15 protein-coding genes are annotated in these 14,576 nt (G+C 69.1%); 6 read left to right on the top strand and 9 right to left on the bottom strand.

Annotated elements, in window-relative coordinates:
- Positions 1 to 392: 392 nt before the first annotated feature.
- Positions 393 to 1,379, bottom strand: coding sequence for a prephenate dehydratase (gene pheA, locus ON062_RS08340; RefSeq protein WP_274646664.1), 987 nt, complete (start codon positions 1,377 to 1,379; stop codon positions 393 to 395).
- 84 nt (positions 1,380 to 1,463) lie between these two features.
- Between pheA and pgm the strand changes: the two genes are divergently transcribed.
- On the top strand, positions 1,464 to 3,104 hold the full coding sequence (pgm, locus tag ON062_RS08335; protein ID WP_274646663.1) for a phosphoglucomutase (alpha-D-glucose-1,6-bisphosphate-dependent): 1,641 nt from the start codon (positions 1,464 to 1,466) through the stop codon (positions 3,102 to 3,104).
- Between the two features lie 41 nt (positions 3,105 to 3,145).
- Here the strand turns inward: pgm and ON062_RS08330 are convergent, their stop codons facing one another.
- The 3 genes from ON062_RS08330 to ON062_RS08320 all read right to left on the bottom strand — a co-directional run bounded on the left by ON062_RS08330 (position 3,146) and on the right by ON062_RS08320 (position 5,759).
- Positions 3,146 to 3,802: a TetR/AcrR family transcriptional regulator gene (locus ON062_RS08330; RefSeq protein ID WP_274646662.1), complete on the bottom strand. Its 657-nt coding sequence runs from the start codon at positions 3,800 to 3,802 to the stop codon at positions 3,146 to 3,148.
- Positions 3,799 to 4,578, bottom strand: coding sequence for a tyrosine-protein phosphatase (locus tag ON062_RS08325; RefSeq protein WP_274646661.1), 780 nt, complete (start codon positions 4,576 to 4,578; stop codon positions 3,799 to 3,801). The genes ON062_RS08330 and ON062_RS08325 overlap by 4 nt, the downstream gene beginning before the upstream one ends.
- Before the next feature lie 164 nt (positions 4,579 to 4,742).
- Positions 4,743 to 5,759, bottom strand: coding sequence for a LacI family DNA-binding transcriptional regulator (locus ON062_RS08320; RefSeq protein ID WP_274646660.1), 1,017 nt, complete (start codon positions 5,757 to 5,759; stop codon positions 4,743 to 4,745).
- A 120-nt stretch (positions 5,760 to 5,879) separates the two neighbouring features.
- Here ON062_RS08320 and ON062_RS08315 point away from each other — a divergent pair, with 120 nt between their 5' ends.
- The 4 genes from ON062_RS08315 to ON062_RS08300 all read left to right on the top strand — a co-directional run bounded on the left by ON062_RS08315 (position 5,880) and on the right by ON062_RS08300 (position 9,746).
- A complete protein-coding gene (locus tag ON062_RS08315; protein WP_274646659.1) occupies positions 5,880 to 6,866 on the top strand; it encodes a Gfo/Idh/MocA family protein in 987 nt (328 codons plus the stop codon).
- Positions 6,867 to 7,005: 139 nt separating this feature from the next.
- Positions 7,006 to 7,908 (top strand): PmoA family protein, encoded by a 903-nt coding sequence (locus tag ON062_RS08310; RefSeq protein WP_274646658.1) that lies wholly within the window; start codon positions 7,006 to 7,008, stop codon positions 7,906 to 7,908.
- Positions 7,905 to 8,618, top strand: coding sequence for a cupin domain-containing protein (locus ON062_RS08305; RefSeq protein ID WP_274646657.1), 714 nt, complete (start codon positions 7,905 to 7,907; stop codon positions 8,616 to 8,618). Before ON062_RS08310 ends, ON062_RS08305 begins: the two co-directional genes overlap by 4 nt.
- Before the next feature lie 120 nt (positions 8,619 to 8,738).
- Positions 8,739 to 9,746: a LacI family DNA-binding transcriptional regulator gene (locus ON062_RS08300; protein ID WP_274646656.1), complete on the top strand. Its 1,008-nt coding sequence runs from the start codon at positions 8,739 to 8,741 to the stop codon at positions 9,744 to 9,746.
- Between the two features lie 494 nt (positions 9,747 to 10,240).
- Here ON062_RS08300 and ON062_RS08295 read toward each other — a convergent pair whose 3' ends face one another.
- On the bottom strand, positions 10,241 to 10,852 hold the full coding sequence (locus ON062_RS08295) for a rhamnogalacturonan acetylesterase (protein WP_274646655.1): 612 nt from the start codon (positions 10,850 to 10,852) through the stop codon (positions 10,241 to 10,243).
- Positions 10,853 to 10,929: 77 nt separating this feature from the next.
- On the opposite strand from ON062_RS08295, the gene ON062_RS08290 reads away from it, so the two are divergent.
- Complete coding sequence (locus tag ON062_RS08290; protein WP_274646654.1) at positions 10,930 to 11,346, top strand: hypothetical protein; 417 nt, start codon at positions 10,930 to 10,932, stop codon at positions 11,344 to 11,346.
- A 264-nt stretch (positions 11,347 to 11,610) separates the two neighbouring features.
- Here the strand turns inward: ON062_RS08290 and ON062_RS08285 are convergent, their stop codons facing one another.
- The 4 genes from ON062_RS08285 to ON062_RS08270 form a co-directional block, all read right to left on the bottom strand.
- Positions 11,611 to 12,285 (bottom strand): anti-sigma factor, encoded by a 675-nt coding sequence (locus tag ON062_RS08285; protein ID WP_274646653.1) that lies wholly within the window; start codon positions 12,283 to 12,285, stop codon positions 11,611 to 11,613.
- Positions 12,286 to 12,406: 121 nt separating this feature from the next.
- A complete protein-coding gene (locus ON062_RS08280) occupies positions 12,407 to 12,961 on the bottom strand; it encodes an RNA polymerase sigma factor (protein WP_274646652.1) in 555 nt (184 codons plus the stop codon).
- A 21-nt stretch (positions 12,962 to 12,982) separates the two neighbouring features.
- Positions 12,983 to 13,624, bottom strand: a complete 642-nt coding sequence (locus ON062_RS08275; protein ID WP_274646651.1) for a class F sortase — start codon at positions 13,622 to 13,624, stop codon at positions 12,983 to 12,985.
- 29 nt (positions 13,625 to 13,653) lie between these two features.
- Entirely contained in the window at positions 13,654 to 14,484 is an 831-nt protein-coding gene (locus ON062_RS08270) for a DUF4397 domain-containing protein (protein ID WP_274646650.1), read from the bottom strand.
- Positions 14,485 to 14,576: the final 92 nt, after the last annotated feature.

Below are 14,576 nucleotides of genomic sequence, written 5' to 3'. Positions count from 1 at the left end.
GTCTACAACGCCGAGGACCCCCGCGGGAATTGACACCACGCTATGGGACTCACCCGCGCCCCGCCTCCCTGACCTCGCGCTGGCAACTCGTTCATATGTCACGACACGCCGGGCTAAGCGCCCGAAGCCCGCAAAATGCGACCAACGAACCGGTGGCGCCGGGTGCGCGTGGTCACACCGTCGCAGCCCGCCCGCTCATATGTCACGACACACCGGGCTAAGCGCCCAAAGCCCGCAAAATGCGACCAACGAACCAGGGGGCGCGGTGCACATGGCCACGCGCGGGACGACGGCGCGCGTGAGCGCGTGGCCGTGACCCGGAGTGCGAGCGGCGACGGGGCGCGAGCCGCCCGTGGCCGCGGGCCACGCTAGGCGCGAGCCCCGCCCCGGGGTCAGTCCTCTTCGACGGCGCCGCTGATGAGGTCGCGCAGCCAGTCGCGCGCCTCGACGAAGATGTCGTCGGCGTAGCGCTCGGGGTAGCGCACCACCGCGCGGTCGGCACGCGGGTACGACCCGAGGAAGATCACCTTCGGGCTCGAGCGCCGCAGGCCCAACAGTGCGTCGGCCATGCGCTCGTCGAGGATGTGACCGTCGGCGTCGATGACGAAGCGGTAGCGTCCGAGCGCGTCGCCGATCGGGCGCGAAGCGAGCAGCGACAGGTTGATCCCCCGCGTGGCGAACTGCTCGAGCATCTCGAGCAGGGCGCCGGGGTGGTCGTCGGGCAACTCGACGATGAGCGACGTCTTGTCGGCGCCGGTCTGATCCGGGGGTGTCACCGGGCGGCTCACCAGCACGAAGCGCGTCACGGCATTCGGGTTGTCACCGATGTGCGTCGCGAGGACCTCGAGGTCGTGGTGGGCGACGATTCCCGGCGCGGCGATCGCGGCATCCGCATCACTCGATCCGTCCAGAAGACCGATCGCACTGGCGACATTGCTCGCCGCGGGAATGTGCGCATGCGCCGGCAGCGCACCAGTCAGCCACGGCAGGCACTGCGCGTAGGCGACGGGGTGCGCGGCGATCAGCGAGACATCATCGAGCGCCGTGCCCGGTCGAGCCACAAGCACGAAATCGACCGGCACCAGATACTCGCCCACGATGCGCAGTCCGGGCATGGTGGCGAGAGCATCCTGCGCCGTCGACACCCCGCCGTCGACCGAGTTCTCGATCGCGATCATCGCCGCGTGCGAGCGCCCCTCGACCACATCGGCGAGCGCCTCGCCCACGTTTCGCACGGGCCGCCAAATCTGGCCGCGCGCTTCGGGCACCTGCGCGAGCGCCGCTTCGGTGAAGGTTCCCGCCGGCCCGAGGTAGCTGTAGGTGCGACGCTCGGGAGCGTCAGAAGTGGATGCCGCGTGCCCGGCCGGGTCGTAAGTCACGGTGATCAGCCTATCGTCGGCGGATCGGCTGAAACTTTTCCGACATGTCGGGCCATGTCCGCCTCAAGGGGGCAGACTGGTGCCATGACTCGTGCAGGACAGCCGGCCGAAGAATCCGACCTCGTCGACATCGACGAACTCATCTCGGCGTACTACGACCGAAAACCCGATCCGAGTGTCGCCGCGCAGCGCGTCGCGTTCGGCACCAGCGGGCACCGCGGATCAAGCCTCAGCGGCAGCTTCAACGAAGACCACATCCTCGCCACCACGCAGGCCATCGTCGACTATCGCGCGGCGCAGGGCATTACCGGGCCACTCTTTCTGGGCCGCGATACGCATGGCCTGTCGCTACCGGCGGAGCGCAGCGCCATCGAGGTGCTCGTCGCAAACGGTATCGACGTGCGGGTCGACGCGCGCGACTCGTGGGTGCCCACCCCCGCGCTGTCGCACGCGATCCTCACCTATAACGCCGGACGCGCCACAGACGACCCCGGCCGCGCCGACGGCATCGTCGTCACTCCCAGCCACAACCCGCCCCGCGATGGCGGCTTCAAGTACAACCCGCCGCACGGCGGCCCCGCCGACACGGATGCCACGGGCTGGATCGCCGACCGCGCGAACGCGCTGATCGAGGCGGGGCTCGAGGGCGTCGCGCGCACGCCGTTCAAGGACCTCGACGGCGACGCAATCGGCGAGTACGACTTCCGTGACGCATACGTCCGCGACCTCGCGAACATCATCGATATCGACGCCATTCGCTCGGCCGGAGTGCGCATCGGCGCCGACCCGTTGGGTGGGGCATCGGTCGAGTACTGGGCGCTCATCGCTGATCTCTACGACCTCGACCTCACCGTCGTGAACCCCGACGTCGACCCGACGTGGCGCTTCATGACGCTCGACTGGGACGAGAAGATCCGCATGGATCCGTCGTCCCCCTCGGCGATGGCATCGCTCGTCGCGCGCCGCGATCAGTTCGACATTCTGACCGGAAACGACGCCGACGCCGACCGCCACGGCATCGTCACGCCCGACGCGGGCCTGATGAACCCGAACCACTACCTCGCGGTGGCGATCGACTACCTGTTCTCGCACCGTGACGGATGGCCCGCCGACGCGGCGATCGGCAAGACGCTCGTGTCGTCGATGATCATCGACCGCGTGGCCGCGTCGCTCGGCCGCACGCTGCTCGAGGTGCCGGTTGGATTCAAGTGGTTCGTTCCGGGGCTGCTCAACGGGTCGGTCGCGTTCGGCGGCGAAGAGTCGGCGGGTGCATCATTCTTGCGCCGCGATGGCTCGGTGTGGACCACCGACAAGGACGGCATTCTGCTGTGCCTGCTCGCCGCCGAGATCCTCGCCGTGACCGGCAAGACGCCGTCGCAGCGCTACGCCGAACTCGAGGCCGAATTCGGCTCGTCGGCCTACCAGCGCGTGGACGCGCCGGCCAGCCCCGAGCAGAAGGCTGCGCTGGCGAAGTTGTCTCCGGATGCCGTCACGGCGACCGATCTCGCCGGTGAGCCGATCACCGCGAAGCTGTCGCACGCGCCCGGCAACGACGCGGCCATCGGCGGGCTCAAGGTGCAGACCGAGCACGCGTGGTTCGCGGCGCGGCCGTCGGGCACCGAGGACGTTTACAAGCTGTACGCCGAGTCGCTGCGCGGGCCCGAGCACCTCGCCGAGGTGCAGGCCGAGGCGCGCGCCGTGGTGTCTGCCGCGCTCGGCGGCTGAGATCGGCGCCGAGTGAGGTGCGGCGACGTGCGCGCCGCACCTCACTCGGCCCGGATACCGCGCCAGATCGTATCGACCGCGGCGCTGCAACGCGCCAGGGTGGCGGGGTCGTCGAGGCTGTCGCCGCGCACGACGAACTGGTAGTAGTACACCCCGGCGACGAGGTCGAGCGCCGCTTCGATGTCGGCGTCGGGGCGGAGTTCGCCGCGCTCGCGCCCCCGCAACAGGGCCCGGCGCATCGGCTCGCGCCGGCGCGACACGTGCGACTCCCACGTCTCTCGCTGCAACGCACGGTCGCCCAAACCGAGCCGCACGCGCTGGCGCAGGCGCGACTCGGGGTACCCCTGCAGCGCATCGTCGGCGCTCTGCGGATACCCGTAGGTGAAGATCTCGCGCAGCGGCAGATCCTCGGGCACCTCGACAGCGGCGCGGCCACGGTCGAGCGCCGCGGCGACGAGCTTCGCGAGCGTTGGCCACCGCCGGTACACCGCGGCGCGGCTGACGCCACTCCCCTCGACGACCGCGTTGACGGTGATGTCGCGCTCGGCGTCGATGAGTGCGATCACCGTATCGAGGACGCGCTGCTCGATGTCCGCGCGCCGCGGGCGGCCGGGCCGGCGCACAGCGCCAGTTCCGACCACCGAGCCGGCCCCGACGACAGCGCCAGCCCCAGCCGCCCGCGTCATGGTCGCGCTCATGCCGACTGCGCCACGACCGCCCGCTCGCGCAGGCGCTCGATCGTGTCATCACCAAGGCCGGCCTCGCGCAGCACCGCGGCAAGTCCGCCGTCTGCGTCGAGATCGTCGAGCATGGCCTCCATCGCTGCGGCGGGCGCGCTCATGAGCACGTGCGGCACGCGGTCGGCCATCCCTGCGAGCCCGGATGCCTCCACTTGCGCCTGCGTGGTCGCGGCAATCCGCGCCAGCAACGCGGGGAGGTTCTCGCCCGTGCGTGTGTAGTCGGCGACGATCTCCGCGCGGTCAGCGCCGAGGACCGACAGGATGCTCGCGGCGAACACGCCCGTGCGATCCTTGCCTGCCGCGCAGTGGAACACCACGGCGGTGTCGGCGCCGGCGATCACTTCGATGCCGCGCACGATATCGGCGCTTCGCTCACGCACGAGAGTGGCGTACCACGTGCCCATCGCGCGCTCGGGGTCGGCGGCCCGCCCGATCTCGGCGAACAGCGCGAGCGCCCGCGGGTCGGCGACCTCTTGGGTCAGCGGCAGGTGGAGGTAATCGACCGGATGCTGCTCCAGCACGCCCCGTCCGGTGCGCTCGGCTTCGCCGGGCGAACGCAGGTCGATGACGAGACCGAGACCGTCGGCGATCAGCGCCTCGGCGCTGTCGGCGTCGATGAGCGCCACATCGTCGGCGCGCAGGACGACGCCGGCTCGCACGTATCCGCCAGCGACGGCGATACCGCCGAGGTCGCGCAGGTTGGTCAGGGGGCTTGCGGGGAGTGTGATCGTCATTACTGAACCTTCTTTCTGATGAATGCACTCAGTCGCTGTCGGTGGCGACGAGGCACAGCGAGGCTGGCTCCTGCTCGGCATCCCACACGACGCGGGTGACCGGCAATTACGAGATCGCCGGACTCGTATCGAAACTCCGGGTGAACAAACGGTGCGGCGGCCCGCTACCGAGGCGCCGGGCCCGTGGAGTCCCGCCACACAATTCGATGCACGCTTTCGGCCGGCGCCGATGGGGCAGTCTCGCCTCGCACGGCCGCGATCAAGCGTTCGGCGGCGCGAGCACCGAGCATCTCTTGGTCGGCGTCGACCGTAGTCAGGCGCGGCGACAACAGTCCGCCGATCACATGGTTGTCCCACCCGGTGACGCTGAGGTCGCCGGGCACGCTCCAGCCGGCATCAACGGCGGCGCGGATCGCCCCGGCCGCCACGATGTCGTTCGCCGCGATCACCGCCGCTGCCGCCGGCGCCGACGCGCCCAACCCCCGCAACGCCGCGATTCCCGCAGCCCCCGACTCTGCTGACCAGTCCCCCTGGTGCACCAGCACCGACTCCACGCCGAGTTCGGCGACGGTCGCGAGGTACGCGTCGCGACGCGCGAGCGCCGACGTGTAATCCAGCGGGCCGGTGATGTGCGCGAAGCGCGTGTGCCCATCGGCGACGAGACCCGCCATCAGCTCCGCGATGGGGGCGCCGTCTGCCAGACCACCGATCGTGCGTGCACGATCGTCGAGATCGTCGGATGCCATCACCACCGTTCCGGAGTGCGATCCCCGCACATCCGCGGGCAGTGGCGCGAACGCGAGAACACCCTCGACCTGACCCGAGACGGCGAGCTCGCGGGCACGCTCGGCACGGGCATCCATCCCCCCCTCTACGCTCAGCACCTCAACGGCATAGCCCTCGCGGCGCGCGACGGCGAGCGCGCCGGCGACCAGACGCGACGGCATGAACGTGCCCGCCGTCGGCAGCAGGATCGCCACGCGGCCGGTGCGGCGCGTGCGAAGCGAGCGCGCAATCAGGTTGGGGCGATAGTCCAGCTCGTCGATCGCGGCGCTGATGCGCTCGACCGTCGGCTTCTTCAGTCCCCCGTTGCCGCGGAGATACCGCGACACCGTCTGGTGCGACACGCCGGCTACCCGCGCGACATCGCGCATCGTCGCGGGCTTGTCGCCTGACGTCATGCGCGGCCTCCGGGTTCGCGCCGGTTCGAGTTTGACCGGCGGGGGTGTCACCAGTACCGTAGCAGCCAAATAGTGAACGGTAACTTTTTCGGTTCACGCCTCGCAAAGGAGCACTCCGCAATGACCCCTCGGCCTCTTCGCGCCGCCGTCGTCGGCACCGGCGGCATCGCCCGCGGCATCCACCTTCCTGCTCTCGCCGCCCTAAGCGACGAGGTCGAGATCGTCGGGGTGGTCGACATCGACGGCGAGCGCGCCCGCGAGACCGCCGCCGAGTTCGACACCGAGGCGTTCACCGATCTCGACACGCTGCTCGCCACCGCCAAGCCCGACCTGGTCGTCGTCGCCACGCCTCCCGGCGCGCACAAGGCCGCCGCGATCGCCGCGCTCGACGCCGGCGCGTCGGTGTGGTGCGAAAAGCCCCCCGCCCTGTCACTCGCCGACTACGACGAGATCGCGTCGCACGAGGGCGCGGATGGCCCGTACGCCACCTACGTGTTCCAGCACCGGTTCGGATCGGCCGCCACGCGCCTGCGCCGCCACATCGACGAGGGCACGCTCGGGGCGCCACGCGTCGCCCAGTGCCACACGCTCTGGTACCGCGACGACGCCTACTTCGAGGTGCCGTGGCGCGCCAAATGGGCCACCGAAGGTGGCGGGCCGACGATGGGGCACGGCATCCATCAGATGGATCTCGCCCTGTCGCTGCTCGGTGAGTGGACCGAAGTCACCGCACTGATGGGCACGCTCGCGCGCAACACCGAGACCGAGGATGTCTCGGCCGCGGTCGTGCGCTTCGCCTCGGGCGCCCTGTGCACGGTCACCAACAGTCTGCTCTCGCCGCGCGAGTCGAGCCTGCTGCGCTTCGACTTCGACGACGCCACAGTCGAGGTCGAGCACCTCTACGGCTACGACAACTCGCACTGGCGCTGGACCGGCGCTGCGCACATCGACGACCAGACCGTGGCGTCGTGGCATCCGGCCGACGATCTCGCAAGCTCGCACGCGGCCCAACTGCGCGTGCTGGTCGATGCGATCCGCCGCGGCGAGCGCCCGCCCGCGAGCGGGGCGGACGGGCGTCGTTCGCTCGAACTCGTCGCCGGAATGTAAAAGTCGGCCCTCACCGGCCGCGCGGTGCGCCGGGACGAGCTGACCCCCGAAGATCCCTTCACCCACGCGATGCACGGGGGCGATCCGGATGCCGCCACCCGCACCCTGCATCACGGACGCATGATTCAGGAGCCCGCACGTGTCTGACTTCACCCTCACCCTCGACGACACCGACGCGGTGATCACCGCCGCGGGAGTGGAGATCGCCCGCTACCGCTTCGACCCGGGTGGCGCAGCGTCGGAGGGCCCCAAGCCATACCTGCACCCACTGCGCGCACTCGACGGCGCCGAGCTGACCGCCTTCCGCCCGTGGGATCACCGCTGGCACAAGGGCCTGCAGATGACGTGGACGGCGGTGTCGGGCCAGAACTTCTGGGGCGGGCCGACCTACCACCGCGACTCGGGCTACACCCTGCAGGACAACGTGGGTTCGATGCGACACGAGCGGTTCACCGCAACCACCGACGCAGGCGCCGAGGTCGGCTTCACCGAAGAACTCACCTGGATCACACAGGCCGGCGACGAGTGGCTCACCGAGACCCGGACGCATCGCTTCCACGGGCTCGACACCGCGCGGGGGCTGTGGGCGCTCGACTTCTCGACCACGCTGCGCAATATTTCAGTCCGCGAACTCGAGCTCGGCAGCCCCACCACCGAGGGGCGCCCGAACGCCGGCTACACCGGCTTCGCGATCCGCATGCCGCGCGCATGGACCGGCGGGCGCGTACTGTCGGTCGACTCTGACGACGCCGATGCTCTGATGGGCGCGATCACGCCATGGCTGGCCCTGTCGGGCGAACACGACGAGGTCGACGGCGGAGCGACGGTCATCGCGTTCGCGGGCAGCTCGACGGGCGCTCCGCCGATAAAGTGGTTCGTGCGCAGCGAGCCGTTCCCGATCATGAGCCCCTCGGCCTCATTCGATGAGCCGATCGTGCTCGCGCCCGGCGACGAGGTGTCGCTGTCTCACCGGCACGTTTTTCTTGACAGCATCCCGTCGCCCGAAGACGTGCGCGCGCTGGCTGCGGAACTCGCGCCATGACCCCCCTGTTTCCCGGCGGCGTCGCCGTCAGCGACCTGCACGTCTACGACTGGGAAGCAGAGGACGGATGCCGCGGCGGCTCGCCCCACCTGCACACCGCGTCCAGTGAGGGGTACGTCGTCACTGGCGGGTCGGGCGAGGTGCACACGCTGACGCCCGCCGGGCACGAGGTACATGCGCTGACACCGGGCGAAGTGGTGTGGTTCTCGCCCGGGACCGTGCACCGCCTGGTCAACCACGGCGACCTCGCACTGATCGTGGTCATGCAGAACTCGGGGCTTCCCGAGGCCGGCGACGCAGTGCTGACGTTTCCGTCCGCGGTGCTCGACGACCCCGAGGCGTATGCCGCGGCGGCGGCGCTGCCGTCGGATCCCGCCGTGCGCGCCGACGCCGCCCGCGCCCGGCGCGACCTCGCGATGCGCGGCTACCTCGAACTGCGCGAAGCCATCGACGCGCGCGGCGCGGCTTCGGTGATGAGCGAGCTGCATCAGCGTGCTGCCGTGCTCGTTCAGCCGCGCGTCGCGCAGTGGCAGCAGCGCTGGGAAAGCACGGTCGAGGCCGAGACCTCGCGCACGCGCGCGCAGTTGGCGGCACTTGCCGCCGGTGAGAGCGGATTGATGACGGATGCCGCAGTCGCGCGCGCCACGCCGAATCCCGGGCCGCGCGCCTACGGCATGTGCGGGCGCCTGCAGACGTGGGAGTGGGAGTAGGCGCCGCCGGTGCACGGCGCTTCGGCAGCGGGCCGCTTCGGGGCCGGGACGGCCGCGTCGCACGAGGCGCGCTTCGCGAGCGCCTAGCATGAGGGAGTCCGCGAGCAAAGAGGTGGCGACATGAAGCGAATCGGTATTCGCGATGTCGCCGAGCGCGCGGGCGTGTCGATCAGCACCGTGTCGAACGCGCTGAATCGCCCGCACATGGTCAGCGATGCGCTGGCCGAGCGCGTCCGGACCGCGGCAGATCAGCTCGGCTACGTCCCCCTGCAAGCCGCCCAGCAACTGCGAGCGGGCCGCAGCGGGCTGCTCGGCATGACGGTGATCAACATCGCCAACCCCTTCTTCGCCGACATGGTCGCCGGCGCCGAGGACGCGGCATCCGCTGCGGGTCTGCGCATTCTGGTCGGAAACTCCAGCGACGACGCAGCCAAGGAGCGGGACCACCTCGAGCTTTTCGAGCGCGTGCAGGTCGAGGGCGCGATCGTAAGCCCGTTCGGCGAGACCGGCCCGTGGCTGGATCGCCTTCGGCGCCGGGGTATTCCGGTCGTGCTCGTCGATGCGGTCGACGATACGGGCGAGCTGCCCTCGGTATCGTTCGACGATGTCGCCGGTGGGCGCCTCGCCGCCGAGCATCTGCTCGAGAGCGGCCGCCGGCGCCTGGCGTATGTCGGTGCACGTTCTGAAGTGCGGCAGGTGCGCGAGCGTTTGGACGGCGCGCGTGCCGCCGTCGCCGCCGCCCCCGGTGCCACGCTCGAGCCGATCTGGACGCAGCGGACCACCTCTGAGATCGGCCGGCACTTCGGCGAGCAACTGGCGGCGCGGCGGCCGAGCGACCGACCCGACGGTCTGGTGGTGTCCAACGACCACCTCGCGATCGGTCTCCTTCATGGCCTCATCTCCCACGGTGTGCGGGTGCCCGAAGACATCGCGGTGGTCGGCTACGACGACATCGAGTTCTCCGCGATCGCCGCGGTTCCGCTCACCTCGGTGCGCCAGCCCGCGCGTCAGATGGGGCGGACCGCCACTGAACTCCTCATCGCGCGCATCGCCGGTGAGGCCGGTCACGACATGGGCAATGTCGTCTACCAGCCCGAGCTGGCCGTCCGGGAATCCACCACCGGCTGAGCGCGCGCGGTCCTGGCGCGCACGCGCGGTACCGCCGGCGCACCTGCCACCAGCGCACCCCGCGCACCCGGCGCACCTGCCACCCACACACCCGCGTACCGGAGGGAACCTCGCTTCAGGAGGAGACTTTCAGCCCCTTTCATCCTCCCGAGCCGAAATCTCCTCCCCAAGCGTCGCGGGGTGGCTCGGCTTGCCTCGAGCGAGGACAGGAAGGAGCTCCGGGTGAGGTCACGGCGCACGCCCCGACCCCGGCACCCGGCGCGCCGCGGGCATCCACCGGAGGAAACCTCGCTTCGGGAGGAGACTTTCAGCCCCTTTCATCCTCCCCAGCCGAAATCTCCTCCCCAAGCGTCGCGGGGCGCGCGGGTGAGGCCGAGTCGCGGGGTGCGGCGGGGTAAGCACGCGGCGGGGTGGAAACGACGGGGTGGTGAGGCCGAGGTGCGGGGTCGCGCGGGAGAGAGTGCACCCGGGTGGGGACTCGCACCGCCCCCGCGTCACGACACGAGTTGCGACCCCCGGGCGGGCAGGTCGCCGTCGCGGCGCTCGATCCCCCGCAGCATCCACCCGACATACGCCGCGATCCTCCGCGCACCGCGCTCGTGAAAGTGCGTGTCGTCGGCCAGGCCCTCCGGCCAGTGCGCGTTCTCGCCGGGGGCGAAGTGACACAGAAGATCCTTGGATGCCACGGGCCCGGCATCCTCGTACATCCACGTCGTGAACGCCGTGAGGTCGATCAGGGGAACATCCACCTCGCGGGCGAGGTCGCGCACCGCGTTCGGATAGTCGCCATGCGTCGGAGTCACGCGATCGCCCTCGAACCAGCGACGTTCGGTCGAGGTGCACAACACCGGCTGCGCGCCGCGCGCACGCACGTCGGCGACGAATCCGCGCAGGCGATCGCTGTAGCCGCCGCGGGAATCGAGCGCCGGATCCTTCTGATCGTTGTGCCCGAACTGGATGAGCACGACATCGTCGGCCGCAACACCATCCAGCACCGCCTGCCACGAGCCGGCGTCGATGAACGACTGCGTCGTCGCACCGCCGAAGGCGAGGTTGCGCACCGGCGCCTCGACGACCTGCTCGATGAAAGAACCCCAACCGGTCATGGGCGCCTCCGCGCCGAACGCGGCGAGCCCCGCGACGACCTGTTGACCCCCGACGAGCGCCGCACCATGGTGACCCTGTGGGTGATGGCGCGCTCGCCGCTTATGGTGGGCGGCGACCTGCCTTCGAGCGACCCCGGCACGATCGCGCTTCTCACCAACGACGCCGTGCTCGACGTCTTGCGGTCTTCTCGGGCAACCGAGAACTGCTGCGCGAGCGCGACCTCGTGGTGTGGGCGGCCGATGGGCCGGCCGGTTCGCGGTGGGCCGCGGTGTTCAACCTCTCGAGCGACGCGCGGCGCGAGCCGTTCGACACTCGTTCGCTGGGGCTCGGGTCTTCTGTCGTCGATGTGGTCGACGTGTGGAGTGGGTCGACGCTCTCGGCGAGCGCGGTGCACGAGCAGTCGGATGCCGCGCGCGGCGTCGCTCCCGGTTCAACCGTGCTGCACCTCGGCCTCCCGCCGCACGGCTGCGTGCTGCTGCGCTCGGTGGACTGAGCGCGACCCTCACGTTCCTCGCACCCGCACCACCCCCGAACCTGCGCCGGACCACCACCCCCGCACTTCCGCCGCGCCACCACCCCCGAACTTCCACCCCCAGAATCCGCACGCCCGCACGACACATCCTGGGGGCGGAGCGCCGACGGCTAACCCGCCTCAAGCTCCGCCCCCAAGATCTGCGCCTGGCGGCCGCAGATCTTGGGGGCGGAATGAGGGTGGCAGGGCGCTAGGTGGCGCCAGGCGCCAAGCGGCGCGCCAGTGTCAGGCCTGGGAGAGCTGCCCTCGGACAATCGAGTCCCCGGAGTGCGCGGGATCGCCGTCGATGGGCTCGACCGAAACGTCCACCAAGTTGTACTCCTCGAGATCAAGGCCGTCCGGAATCACGAACGTCCCCGAATCGCCGTCCAACACACCCAAGCTGATCAGCGCACCGGCATCGTTTCGAATCAGCCACACTTCGCGGTAAGTGTCCGGCCGCGCGTCCGCTCCAACCGTCACGACCAGTCGCCGCGAACCTTCTTCATCCTCTTCGACGTCTGCTGTCCCTGTTGCTCCGGGGTGGTCCGGGAAAGGATCGAGCACTGCCTGAGCAATCGAGGTGGGCGGGGTGGGCAAGAGCGCCCCCGCGCCCCAACCGACACCGGCGACAACCACGAGTGACGCCGCAAGGGCCCACAGCCATCGACCGCGCGGCCGTCGCGCAGCGTGATCGCGACGTGTTCGGGGCGTGGCATCCGATTCCCCCGCGACCTCATCGTGAGCCACATCACGATCACCCTCGTCGGGGGACGCATGGCCTGAAGGGGTGTTTTCGTCCTTTAACCCCTCGTCGCTCGCATCGCCGCGTATAGAAAGGTTGAGTTCCTCTGCGATCCCGGCCCAGACTCGCTCGGGTGGGCTCTCAAGCTTGTCGTCAGCCAGTGTCGAGCGCGCCACTCCTACCGCCCGACTCAACGCGCGAAGGTCCGTTTTACACTCCGCACACGACGAAAGGTGCGCGCAGTCTGACATCGAAGCAACAGGCTCGCCGAGCGCGAGCAGCGCTAATTGGTCTTGTTCAAGATGCGACATCGTTCACCTCCAATCGTTCGCGCATTCGCCCGAGACTTCTTCGAATATGACTCTTCACCGTGCCGAGCGGCATTCCGAGCCTCTCGGAGATCTGTGCATGAGTCAGATCGTCGAAGAAAGCGAGGCGCACAACGTTCTGCGCATCAGGCTCGAGCTGCTCGATCTCGTTGGCCACCAGAATGGATTCTGCCAAGTCTGGTGGTTCTCGCACGAGATCGTCCGGTCGTGTCAATCGCATCGCTTCCTGTTGGACTGCGATCACTCGAGCGCGAGATTCATGAGCGTCGGCCACACGACGACGGGCGATCGCCACCAGCCAGGTCGACAGCTTTGCCTTACTCGGGTCGAAGGACTCGCGCGAGGTCCACGCCGACACGAACGTACGTTGGGTGACGTCTTCCGCGTCGGCACGGTCACCGAGTGAGCGCAAAGCGAGAGTGAACACCACCGGCGACCACCGCCGGTATACCTCTTCGAGCGCGCGCTCGTCGCCGTCGATGAACCGCGCGTCCAACGCTTTCTCGTCGACTGCTTCGCTCACTTCATCCTCCTCAGCCGACTATCACGCCGCAACGGCGACGACGACGACGTTGTCTCGATACCGGCCTGTGGAGGAATCGAAGGGCCCCCCGCATGTAATGACCACGAGAGCGTGTTCCCCTTCACGATCGAAGAGTTCGTCAACAGGAAGATCCGTCTTCGGATAATACGTCACCGACGCCACCCGGTACTCCCTCTGCGCGCCGGATTCATCTTCCACAACGATGGACGCGCCCGGGTCGAGGTCGCGCAGTCCGGCGAGCGGCCCGATGGGGTAATTCGGAGCATCCACGTGTGCGGACAGCACCATATGACCCTCGTCAGCGTTCGCATCCGGCCCGAATCGATACCACCCGGCGATCGCAGGATCGACGGGTAGCTCCATCTGCGACCCCCCGTCAACGCCCACGGGAACGACCGGCATGTCCACTGAAATATCTGAGATAAGAAGGTTCGTGGGAGCGACCCGGGGCTCCACCTCTCGGGGCGCGCTCGATGTCACCGGGACCTCGACCGCGGGGGTGCGGGCGGGAGCAGCAGTCACGGTAGGCGTGGGCGAGGGTCGCGACTGCGCATCGCTCTGACCGGTGGGCGCCGCGCACGCAGATAGGCACACCGCGAGAGCGATCGCCATCGTCGAAGCTGCGGTGCGGCTTCGTTTCATGGGAATCGACCCTCGCGGTGTGCCCGAGATCATGCGCGCTCGCTACCCGCGGTGCGACGAGCCATGGCCGCCGCGCCGACGGCGACCGCTGCCACGATCGTGCAACCAGCAAGCATCCACACCAGGGGCGTTTGCGCGTCACGCTCCGCCAGGTATCCCGCCGAACCTGACGGCACGCCGTCGGGGCTGGAGTGCAGTCCGTCAATGGTCTGAACCGCGAGATCGAGGTTGCCGTCCTCGGCACTGCCCCACGCGTAGGCGATCGTGAGCACGCCTTCATCGACGGCGACATCTGCCGGTCCGATAACGGGGTCGGTGGTTCCCTCCAACGCCACAGCGGCCGAGACCGTTCCCGCTGCGAGATCGAGGGAAGCCTCTTCGGGGTTCGCTAGTCCCGATACGACCGCGTCGCCGCCGGCGAGGATGTCGACCGCCGGAGCGGCGGCAACGTGTCGAACTGTCAGCCGACCTTCCCCTGCGGCCGTCGCCGAGATGTCGTTGACGAAGGGGGTTACTGTCGGCTCTCCGCTCTCAGACAAGTGAGCGACTGCCGTGTAGCTCATGTTCGCCTCCACGCTCAACGTGACTGGCCCCAATACAGGCGAACTGTCATCCGCGGCATCCGTCGCCGTCAACGCGACTTCGTAGTCACCCGCCGGGAGATCGAGCGGCCCCGCCAGATCACCGGGCTGGAAGTCATCCAGCGTCAGTTCGCCGTCGACATAGACATCCACCGGGGTGTCAGGGATGCCGTGCAGGACGAATACGTCTGCACTGCTCTCCGAAATGGCGGATGCCGGTAGGGCAACGCCAAATGCGGCCACCATGCCGATGGCCAGTCCTGCTGCTGTCTTGCGCATTGGTTCCTCCTCGTAGGTGACGACGCGACCATTGCGCCGTTGTGAGTTCTTTCCCCGAGACCTGCAGCGTTGGATGCACTCAAGCCGACATT

This window comes from Microbacterium sp. C7(2022), assembly GCF_028823665.1.
Taxonomy (GTDB): domain Bacteria; phylum Actinomycetota; class Actinomycetes; order Actinomycetales; family Microbacteriaceae; genus Microbacterium.
Note: the sequence above shows the minus strand (reverse complement) of the source record. Positions and strands in the feature narration are given on the sequence as shown.

Bases quoted from the DNA above. Each gene is read 5' to 3' on its own strand.
- pgm (WP_274646663.1), top strand. From the start codon at position 1,464: ATGACTCGTGCAGGACAGCCGGCCGAAGAATCCGACCTCGTCGACATC.
- ON062_RS08330 (WP_274646662.1), bottom strand. From the start codon at position 3,802: ATGAGCGCGACCATGACGCGGGCGGCTGGGGCTGGCGCTGTCGTCGGG.
- ON062_RS08325 (WP_274646661.1), bottom strand. From the start codon at position 4,578: ATGACGATCACACTCCCCGCAAGCCCCCTGACCAACCTGCGCGACCTC.
- ON062_RS08320 (WP_274646660.1), bottom strand. From the start codon at position 5,759: ATGACGTCAGGCGACAAGCCCGCGACGATGCGCGATGTCGCGCGGGTA.
- ON062_RS08315 (WP_274646659.1), top strand. From the start codon at position 5,880: ATGACCCCTCGGCCTCTTCGCGCCGCCGTCGTCGGCACCGGCGGCATC.
- ON062_RS08305 (WP_274646657.1), top strand. From the start codon at position 7,905: ATGACCCCCCTGTTTCCCGGCGGCGTCGCCGTCAGCGACCTGCACGTC.
- ON062_RS08300 (WP_274646656.1), top strand. From the start codon at position 8,739: ATGAAGCGAATCGGTATTCGCGATGTCGCCGAGCGCGCGGGCGTGTCG.
- ON062_RS08295 (WP_274646655.1), bottom strand. From the start codon at position 10,852: ATGACCGGTTGGGGTTCTTTCATCGAGCAGGTCGTCGAGGCGCCGGTG.
- ON062_RS08275 (WP_274646651.1), bottom strand. From the start codon at position 13,624: ATGAAACGAAGCCGCACCGCAGCTTCGACGATGGCGATCGCTCTCGCG.
- ON062_RS08270 (WP_274646650.1), bottom strand. From the start codon at position 14,484: ATGCGCAAGACAGCAGCAGGACTGGCCATCGGCATGGTGGCCGCATTT.